Here is an 18,152-nt window from a genome sequence, read left to right on the forward strand (position 1 = left end):
GTGGGCGTACAGTCTGGGAATACCACAAGATAGAACGATCGTTCTACTTCGACAGGACCACGAACCGATCACGAGGAGCAGGAACCATGACCACCACCGGAAAGCCCCCCATCGTCCTCATCCACGGACTCTGGATGACCCCGAAGAGCTGGGACACCTGGGCCGAGCGCTTCCGCTCGCTCGGACACGATGTCATCGTCCCGGGCTGGCCCGGCATCGACGACCGCTCGGTCGCCGACATCCGCTCGAACCCCGAACCCCTGAAGGGCATCGGGCTGAAGCAGATCGCCGACCACTACGAGGCGATCATCCGCGCGCTGCCGCAGAAGCCCATCATCATGGGCCACTCGTTCGGCGGCGTCATCACCCAGATGCTCGCCGACCGCGGGCTCGGCGCCGCCTACGTGGCCGTCACTCCCGGCCAGACGGCCGGCGTCACGACGCTTCCGCCGTCGACGCTCCGCACCGGCTTCCCGATCCTCTCGAACCCCTTCGACCGGAACGGCGCCAAGCCCATCTCGAAGGCGCACTTCCACTTCACCTTCGGCAACGACCTCAGCCGCGAGGCCTCCGATCGCATCTGGGAGGACTTCGCCGTCAACAGCTACAACCGGGTGTTCTTCGAGGGCGTCGCGTCGACGCTGAACGAGAAGGGCGGCGTCACGCACGTCGACTACGGCCGCACCGACCGTGCGCCGCTCCTGATCATCACGGGCGAGATCGACCACGTCGTGCCGCCGGCCATCGGCCGCGCGATCGCGAAGAAGTACCGGTCGACCGGCAGCCCCGCCGTGGTCGACTACCGCGAGTTCGCAGGCCGCACCCACCGCATCGTCAGCCAGGACGGCTGGGAGGAGGTCGCCGACTTCGCGCTGACCTGGGCGCTCGAGCACGCCGAGGTGCAGCCCGCGACGGCGTGACGCACCGGCGGGCGCGGAACGCACGCCGCCGCGCGGCCGCTCAGGCCGCGCCGGGAAGGCCGGGTCCGAACCGATCGGGCACGGCCTTCACCACGCCCGGGAGCCACCGGTCGACGTCGGGCCACGCACGTGCCGTCGGCAGCCGGCGGATCAGCCCGGCGAGCGGCGCGTCGCCCGGCTCCCACGGCAGCACGCGACTGGGGGATGCCGCGGCGACGACGCCGAGCCACCAGTGCATCCAGGTGCCGCGGAGCGACTCCGGCTCGAGCACGACGTAGTAGTCGGGCACGCGCAGCTCGTGCCGGGCGACCGCGTCGATCACCTGCTCGATCTCGAGCTGCAGCACGCCGAGCGTCGAGCGCTCGTCGTAGAACTCCACCCAGGCGGATGCCACGTGGCCGAGCGGGTCGCGGTCGTGCACGACGAACGGCGCGTGCGAGGTCGCCGACCAGGTCACGACCTCGGCGTCGGTGGCATCCGTCATCTCGGCGAACGTCGCGGACTCGACGTTGGCCAGGCCGGCGAGCGATCCGATCGCAGCTCCGGCCTCGTCGCCGACGACGACGAGGGTGGTGCTGCCGGGTGCCTCCATTTCCGGATCATACGTCCGGTTCGGCGGGCTCCGGCAGGGGCGTCATCGGCCCGTCGCACGATCGTTCCGAGATCGCAACACACGCCGGCGCGGGCCCGACGTGGCGAGCGGGTGGTCAGACGGCCCGCTCGAGTTCCACGTCGGCGACCGCGGCGACCAGCTGGGGCAGCACCTCGTCGAACCCGACGCCACCGACGGTCTGCACGCTCCACGCCGACTCGGCCCACGCGAGCCGCGACACTGCGAGGTTGTCGAGCTTCGGATAGCTGTGCTGCTCGTGGCCGCTCAGCTCCGCCAGCACGTGGCGGATCAGCGTGCCGTGCGCGACGGCGAGCACCCGGGCATCGGAGTGATCGACTGCGATGCGCTCCAGTGCGCGGATGCCGCGCGGCCCGACCTCGTGCTCGGGCTCCTTGCCGGGGAACTCCCGTCCGGGCCAGCGCTCGTCGATCTGCGCGACGAGGGTGCCCTCGGCGTCGCCGAAGTCCTGCTCGACGAGGTCCTCGTACTCGCCTCCAACCGGCAGGCCGAGCCCCTCGGCGAGGATCGCCGCGGTCTCGCGGGCGCGGCCGAGCGTGGAGCTCACGACGACGTCCCAGTCGGCCGGGTCGAGCGTGCGCGCCGCCTGTCCGGCCTGCGCACGCCCCGTGTCGTTCAGCGGGATGTCCGTGCGGCCCTGCATGAGCCCGCGCAGGTTCCAGTCGGTCTGTCCGTGGCGGACGAGGGCGAGATGCATGGGTTCCAGCCTAGGCGGGGCCCGCTGGGTGGATGCCGCGTGCGGCGCGGCCTCCGCGTGAACACCGAGGAAACCTCCGTGCGCGGCACGGATGCCGGCCGTCGCGCCGAGGCGCACCCTTGGTCGCATCGACATCCCGTGCACCGAAGGAGCACCCCATGACCGACACCGTCACGACCACCGCCGCGCCGACCGCCGACGCGGCTCCGGCTGCCGACGAGGCCGCCGCCGACCGCGCACTCAAGGCGAAGCACCGCGCGATGTGGGCGTCGGGCGACTACGCGACGCTCGCGTCCGACCTCATCTGGAGCCTCGGGCCGCGACTCGTGGACGCGACCGGCATCCGGCCCGGCGAGCGCGTCCTCGACGTCGCCGCGGGGAGCGGCAACGTCGCCATCCCGGCGGCGCTCCGAGGCGCGACCGTCGTCGCGAGCGACCTCACCCCGGAGCTGTTCGACGTCGGGCGGCGACTCGCGACCGAGGCCGGCGCCGAGCTCGAGTGGCGCGAGGCCGACGCCGAGGCGCTGCCGTTCGGCGACGGCGTATTCGACGCCGTCCTCTCGTGCGTCGGCGTGATGTTCGCGCCGCACCACCGGCCCGCGGCCGACGAACTCGTGCGCGTCGCAAGGCCCGGCGGGCGCATCGGCCTGCTGAGCTGGACGCCCGAGGGCTTCATCGGCCGCATGTTCGCGGCCATGAAGCCGTTCAACGCGCCGCCGCCCGCCGGCGTGCAGCCGCCGCCGCTGTGGGGCGACGAGCAGCACGTGCGCGAGCTGCTCGACGGCCGCGTCACCGACCTCGCGATGGAACGGGGCACCCTCGTGGTCGACCGCTTCCGCACCGGCGAGGAGCTTCGCGACTACTTCAAGGCGCACTACGGTCCGACGATCGCGGTCTACGCCCGCATCGCCGACGACGCGTCCCGTGTGCGAGCCCTCGACGACGCGCTGGCCGCACTCGGCCGCGAGGCCGGGCTCGACGGCTCGGGCCGCCCCATCGAGTGGGAGTACCTGCTCGTCACCGCGCGGCGCTGAGGCGTCGCCCCCGCTGAGCCCTCACCCCGGCGGACCTCACCGTTCCCCCTTCGAACCCCGTGAACCATCTCCGAAGGAGACCGACCGCCATGCACCTCAGCGAGGACTACCAGGTGTTCGAACTGCACCGCGCCGGCGAGCGCCGGCTGCAGCGCGAACTCGAGCTGCGCCGGCGCATCGCCGAGCGCATGGCCGAAACGGCGGCCGCCGCGGCCGACGCCGAGGCCGGCGAGGGCATGACGGATGCCGCGCGCCCGCGTCGCGGCATCCGTCAGCTGCTGCCCCGTCGCCTGCGGCCGCTCTCGCCATCGCGCCCCGCGATCGGCCCCGGAGCGGCGTGAACGCCCCGCGCACCGCGCGCCGGGGACGGACTTCCGGTCCGTCCCCGGTGCGGATCGCGCGATCCGGCCCTAGAATCGGCGCCGTGGCGGGGCAGACGCTGACCCCGCGCGAGAGCGCGATTCTGGCCGCGGTCGAGCGGCGACTGAGCAACCCCGAGATCGCATCGGAGCTGTTCATCTCGGTGCGCACCGTGGAGAGCCACATCGCGAGCCTGCGCCGCAAGCTCGGCGCGGAGAGCCGGGCCGACCTGGTCGCCGCCGCGAGCGAGCGCCGCGAGGCATCCGTCCGCCTGCCCGACACGCGGTTCATCGGGCGCGAGGCCGAGCTCGACGCGCTCACCGCGCTCCTCGACGCGCACCGCTGCGTGTCGGTCACCGGGCCGGGAGGCGTCGGCAAGACGCGCCTCGCGCTCGAGTTCGCCGCACGCCGGCACGGCGAACGCTCGCCGATCGTCATCGAGCTCGAGCACGCCGAACCCGACGACGTCGTGCCGCGCATCGCGCGCGCGCTCGACCTCGAGGCCGTGCCGGGCGCCGACGTCCTGTCCTCGGTCGCGACCGCCCTCGCATCGCGCCCGTACCTGCTCGTGCTCGACAACATCGACCGGGTCGGCGACGCGGTGCAGGCCGCCGCGCACCGGCTCCTGCGCGAGTCGCGCCAGCTGAGGATCCTCGGCACCACGCGGACGCCGTTCGGCGACGACGCGGAGCACGTGCTCGCGCTCGAGCCGCTGCCCGTCGAGGGGTCGGACGCCGCGGGCGTCGCGATGCTCCTCGACCGGCTGAACGCGTACGGCGTGCCGCCGACCGCCGGCGAGCGCGAGCTCGCGGCTCGCATCTGCACGCGCCTCGACGGGCTGCCCCTCGCGCTCGAGCTCGCCGCGACCGTCTCGCGGCACCTCGGGCTCGAGGAACTCGCCGACCGGCTCGACCGCGACTTCGCCTCGCTCGACCGCGCCGCGCCGCGCGGCCGCCACCGCACGCTCGAGACCACCTTCGAGTGGACGTGGGACCTCCTGGAGGACGACGAGCGCGACGTGCTCTGCCGCCTGGCGGCCCTCCCCCGGACCTTCGACGTCGAGCTCGCGACGGCCGTGACGCATCCGGGCGCCGAGGGCGTTCTGTTCCGGCTGCTCGACCACTCGATGGTCGTCCCGACGGGCGGCTCGCCGCGCCGGTTCCGCCTGCTCGCCGTGATGCGCGAGTTCGTGCGCGCCCGGACCGACGCCGCGACCATCCGGGAGGTGCTCGAGCGGCACGCCGAGTACCACGCGTCGGTCGCCGCGCAGTTCGTCGAGCACGCCAGGGTCGACGACAGCGACGCGGCCATGCAGCTGTCGGCCACCCTCTGCCCCGAGGTGAACGCCGCGCTCCGCTGGGCCGTCGCGGCGCGGCATCCGTCGGCCCGGTCGCTCGCCGCCTCGCTCTCGGTCGGCGTCGAGCAGTACGGGTCGGACGTCGACAGCGTGCGGTCGCTCGCGATGGCCGCACGCGACCCCCATGTCGTCGACGGCGCGAGGCCGGGCGAGCTCTTCGTGCTCGGGGCGGGGATCGCGTACCTCGACCTTCCGCTCGTCGACGATCTCGCGCGACGCGCGCTCGCCACCGCCGAGGCGCGCGGCGACGCCGCATCGCGCCTCGATGCGCACCACCTCGCGGGCCTCGCCGACGCCTACCTCGACCGAGGCGAGTCGGCGCTCGCGCACCTCGCTGAGGCCGAACGCCTCGCGGTCGAGCTCGGCGACGCCTGGTCGCTCGCGTCGATCCACCAGTTCCGCGGCATCGCGCTGCGCGGCGCCTCCCTGCACGACCCGGCTGCGGCCGTCGCGGAGTTCGACGCGGCGATGCGCGACTACGCGATCGCGGGCGACGCGATGCACGTCAACAACGCCCGCTACATGATGGCGTCGGTCGCCGCCAACGCGGGGCTCGAGCCCGAGCGGGCCGCGGTCTGGGCGGCGGAGTGCGCGGCCTACGCGCGCGGGGCGGGCAACGCGCACGAGCTCGCCCACGCCGCGCTCGTGCAGCAGACCCTCGGGGTGCCGGATGCCGCGCTGCCGCTCGACGAGCTCGAGGCCTCGCTCCGCTCGCTCGGCGACGTGCGCTGCCTCACCCGCACGCTGCTGCTCACCGCCGAGCGCGCCCCGTCGTCGAACGCACGACTACCCCGCCTCGAGGAGGCGCTCGCCCTCGCCGAGTCCGCCGGCGACGACGCGCACCGGATCGAGGCGCTGACCGGGCTCGTCGAGGCGTACCGGGCGGTCGGCGACGTCACGCGTTCGCGCACCGCGCTCGGGCGGCTCGAGGCGATCGCCGGGGCGGATGCCGCGGCATCCGCGATCGCCGGGGGGCTCGCGACCCCGGCCCCCATCACCGGCTGAACGGCGGGCGACGGCCGCGGCGGTCCGCGCCCGGATCGGGACGCGTGTCCCGTGACAGCGGGACACCGCTGCTGCGACGATGAGCGGATGACGCTCGCCTCAAGCCGCATCGCGACCGCCGTCGCGATCGCGGTCTCGGCCGTCGCCGCCGTCGGGGCGATCGCGATCGACGTCGTCGTCCTCGCGGCGCACCCGCAGCCCCCGCTCTCACCCGGCTGGTCGGGCGTGCTGCCCGGCGTCGCCATGCTGATCCCGGGCGCCCTGCTGATGTGGCGGCTGCCGTGGCATCCGATCGCGGTCGTGCTCACGGGCTTCGGCACGCTCTGGGTGGTCGACGGGCTGGCCTCGGCGGCGGTGAACCTCGCGTGGTACACGGACCGCGAGGCGTGGTGGGCCGTCCCCGCGATGTGGTTCTTCGGCCGGCTGGGATCGGTGCTGATCCTGCCGATCCAGTTGCTGCTGCTGCTGTTCCCCGACGGGCGGCTGCGCCGGGGCGGATGGCGCGCGGTGTCCGTCGTCGCGATCGCGCTCGGGCTCGTCATGCCGTTCGCGTTCATCCTCGCGCCCGCCGAAGCGCTCGTCGCCGATGATCCCGACCGTGCCGAGCTGCTCGCGCTGTTCGACCCGGCGCTCCCGACGCTGCCGCTGCCGGATGCCGCGTGGTCGCTGATCCTCGGGCTGGCACTGCCGTGCATGGCCGCGAGCCTCGTGCTCGCACTCGTCGTGTGCGTGAGCCGACGGTTCCGTGCCGGCCCCGAGGAGCGCGCGCAGCTGCGGTGGCTGGTCTGGTCGGGCGTCGTGTTCGTCGGGGTGCTCCCGATCTACCCGCTCGTGCCGACCGTCGTCGTCGACGTGCTCCTCGGCGCGACCATCGGACTGATCAGCGCCTCCGTCGTCGTGGCGGTCACCCGCTACCGGCTGTACGCCATCGACCGGCTCCTGTCGTGGACGCTCGTCTACGCGGTGCTGATCGGCGCGATCGTCGCGGTCGACGTGCTCGTCGTGCTCGTCGTGGGCAGCGCGATCGACGACCGCGTCGCGATGCTCCTCGCCGTCGTGGCGGTCACGATCGCGTACGCGCCGCTGCGCGCTCGGCTGTTCGCGATCGCCAACCGCGTCGTGAGCGGCCGCCGCGCCGACCCGTACGGCGTCGTGTCCTCGCTCGGCGAACGGCTGACCCGTGCCGGCGGGACCGCCGAGCAGTTGCGCGCCCTCGCGACCGCCGTCGCGGAGGCGTTCGCATCGCCGTACGTGCGCGTCGAGCTCGACCGGCCCGACGGCACCCGCCTCTCGTCGTCCGTGGGCGTGCCCGCCCCCGACCTCGTCGAGGTGCCGATCGACCACGCCACCGGCACGATCGGCCGGATCCTGATGGAGCCCGGTCGGCGTCCGGTCGTCTCCGAGCGCGATCAGCGCCTCCTCGGCGACCTCGTCAGGCTGGCCGCCGCCGCGATCCTCGACGGCGAGCTGCGACGGGAGTTGCAGGCGATCCGGGAACGGCTCGTGCTCGCACGCGAGGAGGAGCGGTCGCGGCTCCGCCGCGACCTTCACGACGGGCTCGGCCCCCTGCTCGCGGGCGTGAAGCTGCGGCTCGAGACCGCCCGAAACCTCGCCGAGCGAGATCCCGCCCGCTCGGTCGCCCTGGTCGACGCGGCCGTCGAGGACCAGGCCGAGGTGATCGGCGAGGTGCGCCGCATCGTGCACGACCTCCGCCCCCCGGCACTCGACGACCTCGGGCTCGCGCGCGCGATCGAGCAGCAGGCCGAACGGCTCACGGGGGCCGGGCTCGTCGTGGGCATCGACGTCGCCGAACCGCCCGGTCCCGCCTCGACGCTGCCGCCCGCGGTCGAGGTCGCGGCCTACCGGATCGCCTCCGAGGCGCTCGCGAACGCGCGTCGCCACTCCGGCGCCTCCGCCGTGCAGGTCCGGATCGCCGCCGACGACCGCGCGCTCACGGTCGACGTGCGCGACGACGGCACCGGCATCCCCGCCGACGCCGTCCGGGGCGTCGGGCTGAGGAGCCTGCACGAGCGCGCCGCGGAACTCGGCGGGTCGCTGCGCATCGACTCGGGCGACGGCGGCACGCTCGTCCGCGCCGTCCTCCCGATCGCCGCCGCGACGCACGACGACGCGATCCCGCCCCACGCACCCGCGCCCGCACCCGACGCGGCGGCGCCCGCACCCGCACCCGACGCACCCGCACCCGGCGCCCCGCGGCCGGAGACGCCAGAGGAGACCCACGCCGATGTCCGCTGACCCGATCCGCGTCGTGCTCGTCGACGACCATCCCGTCTACCGCGACGGGCTCAGCATGCTGCTCGCCTCGCTCGAGGGCGTGGAGGTGGCGGCCACGGCCGCCGACGGGGAGGCCGCGCAGGGGGTGATCGACGACGCCGAACCCGACGTCGTCGTGATGGACGTCCAGATGCCTCGGCTCGACGGGATCGCCGCCACGCGCGAGGCGGTGTCGCGGCATCCGCACCTCGCCGTCGTGGTCCTCACCATGTCGGAGGACGACGAGACGGTCTTCGCCGCGATGCGCGCCGGCGCGCGCGGCTACCTCGTGAAGGGCGCGAGCCAGCACGAGATCCGCTCGGCGATCGACGCCGTCGCACGGGGCGAGCTCGTGTTCGGGGCGGCCATCGCCCGCCGCGTCGCGGAGTTCTTCGCCGCGGGCCCGGCCTCGGCGCCCGCCGCGGAGGTGTTCCCGCAGCTCACCGCGCGCGAGCGCGAGATCCTCGAGCTGCTCGCCGCCGGGCGCTCGAACCCGCAGATCGCGCAGGCGCTGTTCCTCTCGCCGAAGACCGTGCGGAACAACGTCTCGAACATCTTCGCGAAGCTGCAGGTCGCCGACCGCGCCGAGGCGATCGTCCGCGCCCGCGACGCGGGACTCGGCCGGGGCTGAGGGTCTCCGGATGTCCCGGGCGGAGGTCGGGACATCCGCGGGACGCCGCTCCCTGCCGGCCCGGGTCGGCCGCCCGGGAGTCTGGGTTCACGAACGAACCACGACCGGAAGGCCAGCCATGAACCTCTTCTCACCCGCCGTCGCCGACGGGACCGCCCACCCGACCGGGTGCCCCACCGAGGCCGCCGCGGTCGACGCATCCGACCGCCCCGCCGGCCGCGGCCGCGCCGCGGACCTGGGCCCCGTCCGCCCGAACCGCCTGCAGCGCCTCGGCGGTGCCGCCCTCCTCGCGGCACCCGTGCTCATGACGGGCGGCATGCTCACCTCGCCCGAGCAGACCGGACCCGGCGAGGCCGGCTACATCGCCTCGCTCGCCGCGGATCCCGCCCTCAGCATCCTGTCGGCGAACCTCCTGCACTACGGATGGGTCGCGCTCGCCGTCGGCGCACTCGCGACGCTGGGGCTGCTCCGCGGTCCGCGCGGCCGCGTCTTCCTGCCGATCGCCGCAGTGATCCTCATGTTCGGCGCGATCCAGATGTCGGGCCTGCTCCTGTCGGACTGGTTCCTCATCAGCGCGGGCAACACCCTCTCCATCGAGGACGCCGTCGCGATGGACGCCAACGCCAAGGAGTGGTCGGTCGCGATCTGGCAGTTCTCGGGCATGGGCGCCGGCATCCTCGGCATCGGCCTGGTCTCGCTCGCCCTCGCACGGGCGAAGGCGATCTCGTGGTGGATCGCGCCCCTCGGGTTCCTGCCCTGGATCGTCCCCGCCTTCGGCCTCGGCCCGATCGGCGCGATCCTCGGGGGCCTCTGCTACCTGCCGCTCATCGTGGCGGGCGTGCGCCTGGTCGCGGCGAAGTAGGCCGCCAGCCGATCGAGACGAGCGAATGCCGCGGGGTCGACGCCCCGCGGCATCCGCTCGTTCGTCGTGCCCCCGGTGCATGAGAATCCACCGGTCGGGCCTCGTGCGGCGCCCCTGGTTCGGATCTTCATGCACCCTCGACGGGCGCGGCGCCGAGGGCTACGGTGACCTGCGGGAGAGGAGCACGACATGGGCATCGTCGCCGTGGACCTGTTCATCACGCTCGACGGGGTCTACCAGGCCCCGGGCGGCCCCGAGGAGGACACCGAGGGCGGCTTCGCGTTCGGCGGCTGGCAGGCACCCTACCTCGACGAGAAGTCGGGCGAGGTGATCGGCGCGGGCATCGACCGGCTCGACGCACTGCTCCTCGGCCGGCGGACGTACGACATCTTCGCCGACTACTGGCCGCGGCACACCGACACCCAGGTCGGCGCGAAGTTCGCGGACGTGCCGAAGTTCGTCGCCTCGCGCACGCTGACCGACCCCGCGTGGTCGGGCACGACGGTGGTGACGGATGTCGCGGCCGAGGTCCCGGCGATCAGGGACCGGTTCGACGAGGTCCACGTGATCGGCAGCGGCGACCTCGCTCGATCGCTGCTCGCGGCCGACCTCCTCGACCGGTTGAACCTGTACCTCTACCCGATCGCATTCGGGAGCGGGAAGCGGCTCTTCGATGCCGGCAGCGTCCCCGCGGCCTTCACGCTCGCCCGGCCGCCCGTCGCGTTCCCGAAGGGTGCGGTCTCGCTGGTCTACGAGCGCGCGGGCGTCCCGGTCACGGGCATCGACATGGATCCCGAAGGGCGGTAGCGGCCAGCCCCGCCGGCGGTCGGCCTCAGTCGAGCTCCTGGAAGATCGTGAGCTGCAGCCCGGCCGGCGCCCGCACGCGGCCGTTGACCGAGCGCCAGGGCGTCTCGCGGGCGGATGCCTCGAGCTCGGCGCCCGCGGCGACGAGTTCGTCGGTCACCGCGGCCGAGTCCGCCACCTCGAGCGCGACCCGGATGCGGTCGCTGCGGCCCCCGTCGGTCTCGACGCGGTCGATGAACCGGACCTGCGCCGGGTTCGACAGTTCGAGCGTCGCGCGACCCGCGTCGAGGATCCGCACCTCGGCGCCGCCCTCGCCGCTGTAGGACTCCTGCTCGGGCATGCCGAGGACGTCGCGGAAGAACGTCAGTGCCGCGTCGAAGTCGTCGGCCTCGACGACGAGCCGGAGTTGACGCACCCGCCCGGGGCCCGGAGCCGCCGTGTCGCCGCCGGAACCTGCGCCCGTGCCATCCGTCATGCCGCGCCCCCTTCGTCGCCGCCGCGGAGCAGCGCCCGCAGCGTCTGGATCGTGTCGGTCTCGGCGGGCTCCTTGTCGGGACGATACCCCTTGACGCGCGCGAACCGCAGGGCGATGCCGCCGGGGTACCGGCTCGAGCGCTGCACGCCGTCGATCGCGATCTCGACCACCGTGATCGGCGACACGAACACCGTGCTGGCGGTGCGTCGCGTCTCGATCTCGGGGAACCGCTCGGTCTGGAACCGCAGCAGTTCGTCGGTGAGCCCCTTGAACGTCTTGCCGACCATGACGAACCCGCCGGGCTCGCCGAACTCGCCCCCGGGGTCGCGCGCGCCGAGGTGCAGGTTCGACAGCCAGCCGGTGCGGCGGCCGGAACCCCACTCCGCAGCGAGCACGATGAGGTCGTAGGTGAGCACCGGCTTGACCTTGATCCAGCTCGCGCCGCGACGCCCGGCCGCGTACGGCGCGCCGACGCCCTTCACCACGACGCCCTCGTGCCCGGCCGCGAGCGCGTCGCGCGCCACGCGCTCGGCGATCTCGGGGTCGCCGGTGACCTCGCCGGGGATGCGGTGTTCGCCGGCGACGCGCTCGAGCTCGCCCAGCCGCGCGGAGAGCGGCTCGTCGATGAGGTCGCGGCCGTCGACGTGCAGCACGTCGAAGAACCACGGATGCAGCTGCACCTCGCGGGCGGCCTCGGCGCCGAACCGCGACATCGTCTCCTGGAACGGGCGCGGCGCCCCGCCCTCGTCGAGCGCGAGCGTCTCGCCGTCGAGGATCAGCTCGCGCGCGGGGAAGCCGCGGACCACGTCGACGACCTCGGGCACGCGGTGGGTGATGTCGGCGAGGTTGCGCGTGAAGACGCGCACGTCGTCGCCGGAGCGGTGCACCTGGATGCGCGCGCCGTCGAGCTTGAATTCGACGGATGCCTCGCCGGCCTGCTCCAGCGCGGCCGCGGCGCTCGGCGCAGTGCCGGCCAGCATCGGCAGCACGGGGCGGCCGACCCGGAGGCCCACCGCGTCGAGTTCGCCCGGCGCGCCCGTGAGCGCGATGCGAGCGGTCTCGCCGAGGTCGCCCGACAGCATCGCCGCACGGCGCACGACGTCGCCCGGGCGCTCGGCGGCGCGCGCGATCGCGTCGGTCAGCACGCCCTCGAGCGCACCCGTGCGGAGCTCGCCGAGGATCACCCGCGAGAGGAAGTCCTGTTCGGCGGCCGTGGCGCGCGAACCGAGGTCGGCGAGCACGGCGGCGCGCTCGGCGGCCGAACCGGAGCCCGCCGCACCCGCGAGCCGTTCGAGCGCGTCGTCGACGTCGAGGACCGTGAGGCTCGCGGCATGCGCCGGCTCGCCCAGGCCGCCCTGGAGCGTGCGCCAGCCGACGCCGACGCGGCCCTGCCGCGGCTTGGCGGTGAGGAAGCCGACCGCGGGCACGATCTCGTCGGGCGCGAGCCCGGCGAGCAGGCCCGCGAGCGCGTCGACCTTCGCGAGCCGCGAGCGCGTGGACGCGACCCGCTCGACCGTCGTCACGACCTCGCCGAGCAGCACGCGTTCATCCTCGCACCGCCCGCCGACACGAGCCCTCCTGAGGGCCTTGTGATCAGCGAGGGCGGACGAGAGGATGAGGCCGGTGCGCACCGACCGGGCGCGACCGGATCGACCGAAGGAGCCCCGTGTCCGCAGACTCCCCGACCGTGCGACCGTCGGATTCCGTGCCGCTGGACCAGCCGCTGTACGGCGCGACGATGGGCCAGGCGATCTCGCGCTTCTTCCGGAAGTACGCGACCTTCTCCGGTCGAGCCAGCCGGAGCGAGTTCTGGTGGACCTACCTCGCGTATATCCTCGCCGGCATGGCGATCTCGGGCCTGCTGAGCGTCACGGGGATCGCGCAGGTGTCGCTGACCGACGACGGCGACGTCGTGTACGCACCGGGGTACTGGATCGTCTGGAGCATCGGCCTCGTCGTCTCCCTCGCGCTCACCGTGCCGTTCCTCGCCATCTGCTGGCGCCGGCTCCACGACTCCGATCGACCGGGCCCGTTCTTCTTCTTCCTCTTCATCCCGATCGCCGGACCGATCATCCTGCTCGTGCTCCTCGCTCTCCCGAGTCGCCCGTCGGGCGCCCGCTACGACCGCCCGGCCTGATCCGCCCCGGCGTGATGCTCACGCCACCGGCCCGCCCGCGCCGATCACCCCCGCGATCACCCGCTCCGCGAACCAGAACGTGCCGACGGCCGCGACCGCGAGCCCGGCGACGACGGTTGCCGGCCGACCCGCGACCGACCTCCGCAGCAGCACGAGCAGCGGGAACGCGACCGCGATGATCGCGAGCTGCGCCGCCTCGATGCCCACGTTGAACGCGAGGAGCGACCACAGCAGTCCCCACGACCAGGCCTCGTCGACGCCCAGCGCGCTCGCGAACCCGAGCCCGTGCAGCAGGCCGAACGCGAACACGACCGGCATCCGCCAGCGATCGGGCACCTCGCCCTTCCGGGTGGCTGCGACCGCCGCGATCGCGATCGAGAGCGCGATGACCGGCTCGACGATCTCGGCGGGCACGCCCACCACGCCGGTCGCGGCGAGGAGGAACGTGACGCTGTGCGCGACCGTGAAGGTCGTTGCGGTGAGCACGAGCCCGTGGAGGGTCCGCGCGCCGAGCAGGAGCGCCACGAGGAACAGCACGTGGTCGAGCCCGAACAGCAGGTGCTCGGCGCCCAGCACGAAGAACTCCCCGACGCGCGGCGCGGTGTCGGCGAGCTCGACGGTCGGCTCGGCCGCCTCGAGCACCGCGCTGCCCGCCGCGCCGTCGAGGTCCCACTCGAGCATCGTCCGCGTCGAGTGCACGAACCCCTCCGCGTCGGGGAACAGCGCGCTCGAGACGGCGAGCGCACGGCCCTCTTCCCCGCCGCAGTCGTAGGCGTACGTCACGACCGCGAAGGCGCGGTCGCCGCGGTCCCGGATGCCACCGGCGCCCGCGGGTTCGGCGGCGCAGCGCGCTCCGTCGGCCTCGATGACGAATCGGGCCCCGACGTACTCGTCGACGGACTCGGCGTACGCGGCGAGCTGGCGCACCTGCTCGTCGCGGTCGGTCGCGTCGTACGCCTCGGCGTACGCCCAGGCCGACTTCAGGAGCAGGTCGTACTCGAGCGCGAGCTCGGCGGTGATGCGGTCGCCGTCGCGCACGACCTCGGCGTACGCCGACGTCGTCTCGTCATGGGCGAGGGCGGGCCCGGACGGCGCGAGCCCCGCGCCGACGGCCAGCGCGACGCCGATCACGGCCACGGCGCGGACGGTCGTCGCCGCGACCCGGCGAACCGGGCCGCGGCGGCGGGTGGAGCCATGCGTCATCGCATCGGACCCGCGGTACCGGCAGCGCCCACCGTGCCGTCGGCGCCCGCCGGCGCGACCTCCCCCAGGAACGGGAACCACGGCGAGCGCTCGTTCCAGGTGCCGGGCCGGCCCGAGGCATCCGTCGTCAGGAACACGCTCGGCTCGGAGGTCGAGGTGCCGCCGCCGGCGGAGGTGGCCGTGACGATCCACGCGTACGCGGTGTCGGCCTTCAGGCGGGTCCACTCGACCGAGGCGACCTCGCCCGAGGCCACGGTCGTCTCGCCGACGACGGCCGACGGCACGAACACCGCCAGTGAATCGGTGCGGAGCGTCGTGACGCGGCTCGTCAGGTCGACCGGCAGCACGGTCTCGTCCTCGGACCCGTCGTAGCGCCGGCGGTCGTCGTACTCGGTCGCGCCGAACTCGTCGAGCAGCGGCGAGTACGTGTCGACGTGCATGACGCTGCGGTCGACGTCGAACGAGAGCAGCCGGAGGAAGCTCGCGCCGAAGCGCAGCTGGTCGTCGGGCCGGTAGCCGCCGACCTCGGTGAGCCCGAGCCGGTCGGCGGACACCGTGTAGAACTGGTAGTCCGCGAGCAGTTCGACGACGCCGTGGTCGATCTCGCCGACGTCCGGCTTCACGTTGGTGCCGACGCCGTGCTCGTGGCCGGCGAGGATCAAGAACACGTTGGGGTTCTCGGCGACGACCGTGTTGTAGAGCATCGAGCCGTCCGGCGCCGCGAACGGCGCGTCGCGGCCGTCGGGCTCGGTGCTCGGCGCGAGGTAGTCGTGCGTGAGCAGGATGCCGTTGCGGTCGGCGAACTGCTCGAAGACGCCGTTCGCCCACTCGGCCTCCTCGCGCGTCACGCCGTACGACAGGCCGACCACGACGAAGTCCAGGCCGCCGGCCGAGAACAGGTCGTAGTGGTTCTGGTTGTCGCCCTCGCGCCACGGCCCGCCGTACTCGGCCTGCGTCCACGACGCGGCCGCATCCTCGGAGTTCTGCGGCCCGAAGTAGTCGTTGAAGATCGCGTCGGGGCCGTTCTCGGTGCCGGACTGGTTGTCGTGGTTGCCCGCGACGACGCCGCTGGGGATGCCCGCCGCGTCGAGCACGTCGTGCTGGCGGGAGGACACCTCCCACTCGCCGATGACCTGCTCGCGCATCTCGTCGGTCTGCGGGGCGCGGATGTTGTTCTCGATGAGGTCGCCCGTGTGCGCGACGTACGAGATCTTGCGCTCGTCGGCGTTGCCTGCGATCCAGTCGACGATGCCGCCGTACGCGGACTCCCAGATCGCGCGCTCCTCGGCCGTCTCCTGCTCGACCGCGCCCTCCGACAGGTACTGCGTGTCGGTGAAGTGCGCGATCGAGAAGTCGACCGCGTCGGGGTCGGCGAACGCGTTCGGGTCGCCCGCCTCGAGGTCGTCGGCGAACGGGTCCTCGCCGGTCACCATGACGTGGACCTGCCGGCCGTCGATGTAGCGCTCGTCGACGGTCGCGGTGAGGACGGTGTCGCCCTCCACTGCGCCGCGCGATCCGGCGAGCGCGTCCCACGCGTGCGCCTGCAGGTTCCAGGCGCGGAGCGTCGCGACGCGGTCGGGGTCGACCGTGCCGGTCCAGCGGATGACGGGGTCCTGCACCCGGCCCGTGACCATCACGTCGAAGCGCTGGAACACCACGTCGCGGGAGGCGTCGCCGTCGAGCGTCGCGCCGTCGCCGGGCTCGAGGGCCGCGGCATCCGCCTTCTGCTCGCCCTGGACCTGCAGCGTGGTCGGGATGCCCGACGAGGTGCCCTGCCAGACCTGGTTCGGCGTGAGGATGTCGGCCTGCGAGAAGGTGGCCGTCACGTCGCCGTCGCCCGGCTCGCCGACCCTCGCGGAGAGCGTGACCGGGCCGGTGACGTCGGCGGTGCCCGATGCGGGGGCGAGGTCGGCGGGGACGTCGGGGATGCCGGCCGAGACGAAGGCGATCTCGTGCGTCGCCTCGTTGCCCATGCCGTCGGTCGCGGTGACGACGAGGGTGTGCTCGCCGGCGACCAGCCCGGGACCGACCTGTTCGGCGAGCCCGATCGCCTCGCCGTCGAGCGTGACCTCGGGGCCGTCGGCGATGCCCGAGGCGTCCTCGAGCCGCACGTCGAGCGCGACCGCCCGCGTGATGTTCGACCCGGCCGCCGGGACGCTCGAGGCGATCGCCGGACCCGTGTTGTCGGTGACGAGCAGCCGGGTGGCGACCTCGCCGGTGGTCGACGTGGCCGCGACCGTGTGCTCGCCGTCGGCGACGGTCGCGGTGTCGAGGTCAGAGCGCAGGCCCTTCGCGGGCGCGTCGACGTCGAACGCGAACGTGGCCTCGCGGAGCAGGGTGGTGTTGCTGCCGCAGCTGCCGTCGCCCATGCGGTAGGTGCCCGCGAGGCCCACGCCGATCGCACCGCCCGTCGTCGGCGCGAGCGCCACCGAGGAGATCGTGTAGTCGTCGCGGTTGGCGCCGCACGAGGTCTGGTAGGTGCCGGTCACGAGCTCGATCGTGTTCGAGCCCGGCCGGAGCCACTCGTTCGGGAAGACGACGTGCACGCGTTCGCTGACGTGGTCGCCGCCGATGTCGTACTTCAGGCCGTTCACGACGACGTAGCTGTGGTAGCGCGCCTCGATCGAGTTCGAGGCGACGTCGAAGCTCAGCACCGCGTCGCCCGAGCCGAGCACCGGCAGGGCGCCGATGCCCTCGCCGTCGAGCGTGAGGTCGGCGACACCGCCCGGTGCGTCGGCAGGCCGGGTCGCGAAGACCTCCTGCACGCCCTTCACGATCGTGCCGTCGGGCGGCGTCACCGCGGGCGCGCCCGCCGGCGCGTTGTTCACCGACACCTCGCTCGTGGCGGTGCCGCCGGCGGCGGTCCTGGCGACGATCGTGTGCGGGCCGTTCTCGAGCGTCGTCGTGTCGAGCTCGGTGGTGAGGCCCGTCGTCCGCTGCGGGTCGCCGAGGACGAAGAAGACGAGGTCGGCGTCGAGGAGCTTCGAGGTGTTCGAACCGCAGTCGCCGTCGCCGAAGTTGAACGCGTACTCGTTCTCCTCGCCGTCGGCGACCTCGCCGAGCAGCCGGAGGCCGACGTCCGAGACGACGAAGTCGTCGTGGTTCACGCCGCAGCCCGTCTCGATCGTGCCCGTCACGAACCGGATCGAGTTCTCGCCCTGCACGAGCTGCTCGTTCGGGATATCGAGTTCGACGCGCGTGTTGACGGCGTCGGGGAGGTCGATCCGGTGGTCGCCGTTGACCAGGACGTGGTTGCCGTAGCGCGCCTCGATCGAGTTCGATCCGACCTCGAAGCCCAGCGTCGACACGCCGACGGTCTCGGTCGCCGCGACCTCCTGCCCGTCGACCTCGAGGCTCGCGACGCTGTCGTCCGCGGTGACCGGTTCGGCGACGACGGTCACCGAGCCCTCGAGGTGCGCCCCGCCGCCCGGCGCGAGGACCGGGGCGGCGACCTCGACCGGAGCCGGCTTGGCCGCGGCCGGGACCGCCGGCGCGATCGCCAGTCCCGCCCCCACGATTCCGGTGACCGCCATCGCGATCACCCCTGACATCCGCCCGCCTGCACGACTGCGTGTCGACCGCATTCCCCAGCATCCTCCGTGGTGTCGCTCCGGTCCCGCGCGCGAGGGTGCGGGCGCTTCCGGATGCCACGGTGGCCAGCCCGGGTGAACGGGCGACGTGCAGTCGGCGACGGCTCGGGGGCGGCCCGGCGAACGCTTCCCGGGCGGTGCCGGGCGACGGGCCGGGCGGCGGACGAGAGGC

General features: G+C 73.7%; 15 protein-coding genes. 9 read left to right on the top strand and 6 right to left on the bottom strand.

Going from position 1 to position 18,152, the window contains the following annotated elements:
* The first annotated feature begins 86 nt into the window (after window positions 1–86).
* The gene (locus GLX25_RS12555) at window positions 87–920 is read left to right on the top strand and encodes an alpha/beta hydrolase (protein ID WP_155842790.1); all 834 of its coding nucleotides are present in this window, start codon (window positions 87–89) and stop codon (window positions 918–920) included.
* A 40-nt stretch (window positions 921–960) separates the two neighbouring features.
* Here the strand turns inward: GLX25_RS12555 and GLX25_RS12560 are convergent, their stop codons facing one another.
* Together GLX25_RS12560 and GLX25_RS12565 are read right to left on the bottom strand one after the other, a co-directional pair.
* Window positions 961–1,512 (bottom strand): hypothetical protein, encoded by a 552-nt coding sequence (locus GLX25_RS12560; protein ID WP_155842791.1) that lies wholly within the window; start codon window positions 1,510–1,512, stop codon window positions 961–963.
* Between the two features lie 115 nt (window positions 1,513–1,627).
* The gene (locus GLX25_RS12565) at window positions 1,628–2,248 is read right to left on the bottom strand and encodes a histidine phosphatase family protein (protein WP_166548779.1); all 621 of its coding nucleotides are present in this window, start codon (window positions 2,246–2,248) and stop codon (window positions 1,628–1,630) included.
* A 158-nt stretch (window positions 2,249–2,406) separates the two neighbouring features.
* Here GLX25_RS12565 and GLX25_RS12570 point away from each other — a divergent pair, with 158 nt between their 5' ends.
* The 7 genes from GLX25_RS12570 to GLX25_RS12595 all read left to right on the top strand — a co-directional run bounded on the left by GLX25_RS12570 (window position 2,407) and on the right by GLX25_RS12595 (window position 10,578).
* Window positions 2,407–3,282, top strand: coding sequence for a class I SAM-dependent methyltransferase (locus GLX25_RS12570; protein ID WP_155842793.1), 876 nt, complete (start codon window positions 2,407–2,409; stop codon window positions 3,280–3,282).
* 89 nt (window positions 3,283–3,371) lie between these two features.
* Complete coding sequence (locus GLX25_RS18895; RefSeq protein WP_166548780.1) at window positions 3,372–3,623, top strand: hypothetical protein; 252 nt, start codon at window positions 3,372–3,374, stop codon at window positions 3,621–3,623.
* An 83-nt stretch (window positions 3,624–3,706) separates the two neighbouring features.
* Complete coding sequence (locus GLX25_RS12575; protein WP_166548781.1) at window positions 3,707–6,004, top strand: LuxR C-terminal-related transcriptional regulator; 2,298 nt, start codon at window positions 3,707–3,709, stop codon at window positions 6,002–6,004.
* Window positions 6,005–6,091: 87 nt separating this feature from the next.
* The gene (locus GLX25_RS12580) at window positions 6,092–8,260 is read left to right on the top strand and encodes a sensor histidine kinase (RefSeq protein WP_155842795.1); all 2,169 of its coding nucleotides are present in this window, start codon (window positions 6,092–6,094) and stop codon (window positions 8,258–8,260) included.
* Window positions 8,250–8,909: a response regulator transcription factor gene (locus tag GLX25_RS12585; RefSeq protein ID WP_155842796.1), complete on the top strand. Its 660-nt coding sequence runs from the start codon at window positions 8,250–8,252 to the stop codon at window positions 8,907–8,909. The genes GLX25_RS12580 and GLX25_RS12585 overlap by 11 nt, the downstream gene beginning before the upstream one ends.
* A 118-nt stretch (window positions 8,910–9,027) precedes the next feature.
* Window positions 9,028–9,771 (top strand): hypothetical protein, encoded by a 744-nt coding sequence (locus GLX25_RS12590; protein ID WP_155842797.1) that lies wholly within the window; start codon window positions 9,028–9,030, stop codon window positions 9,769–9,771.
* A gap of 189 nt (window positions 9,772–9,960) precedes the next feature.
* Window positions 9,961–10,578, top strand: a complete 618-nt coding sequence (locus GLX25_RS12595; RefSeq protein WP_155842798.1) for a dihydrofolate reductase family protein — start codon at window positions 9,961–9,963, stop codon at window positions 10,576–10,578.
* 25 nt (window positions 10,579–10,603) lie between these two features.
* Here GLX25_RS12595 and GLX25_RS12600 read toward each other — a convergent pair whose 3' ends face one another.
* A complete protein-coding gene (locus tag GLX25_RS12600; RefSeq protein WP_155842799.1) occupies window positions 10,604–11,050 on the bottom strand; it encodes a VOC family protein in 447 nt (148 codons plus the stop codon).
* Window positions 11,047–12,591, bottom strand: coding sequence for an ATP-dependent DNA ligase (locus GLX25_RS12605; RefSeq protein WP_166548782.1), 1,545 nt, complete (start codon window positions 12,589–12,591; stop codon window positions 11,047–11,049). The genes GLX25_RS12600 and GLX25_RS12605 overlap by 4 nt, the downstream gene beginning before the upstream one ends.
* Window positions 12,592–12,716: 125 nt before the next feature.
* Here GLX25_RS12605 and GLX25_RS12610 point away from each other — a divergent pair, with 125 nt between their 5' ends.
* Window positions 12,717–13,187: a DUF805 domain-containing protein gene (locus GLX25_RS12610; protein ID WP_271192470.1), complete on the top strand. Its 471-nt coding sequence runs from the start codon at window positions 12,717–12,719 to the stop codon at window positions 13,185–13,187.
* Between the two features lie 18 nt (window positions 13,188–13,205).
* On the opposite strand, the gene GLX25_RS12615 is transcribed toward GLX25_RS12610, so the two are convergent.
* On the bottom strand, window positions 13,206–14,390 hold the full coding sequence (locus GLX25_RS12615) for a HupE/UreJ family protein (RefSeq protein WP_155842800.1): 1,185 nt from the start codon (window positions 14,388–14,390) through the stop codon (window positions 13,206–13,208).
* A complete protein-coding gene (locus GLX25_RS12620) occupies window positions 14,387–17,941 on the bottom strand; it encodes a metallophosphoesterase (RefSeq protein ID WP_155842801.1) in 3,555 nt (1,184 codons plus the stop codon). Before GLX25_RS12620 ends, GLX25_RS12615 begins: the two co-directional genes overlap by 4 nt.
* Window positions 17,942–18,152 lie beyond the last annotated feature (211 nt).

The organism is Agromyces luteolus (genome assembly GCF_009729855.1).
Taxonomy (GTDB): domain Bacteria; phylum Actinomycetota; class Actinomycetes; order Actinomycetales; family Microbacteriaceae; genus Agromyces; species Agromyces luteolus.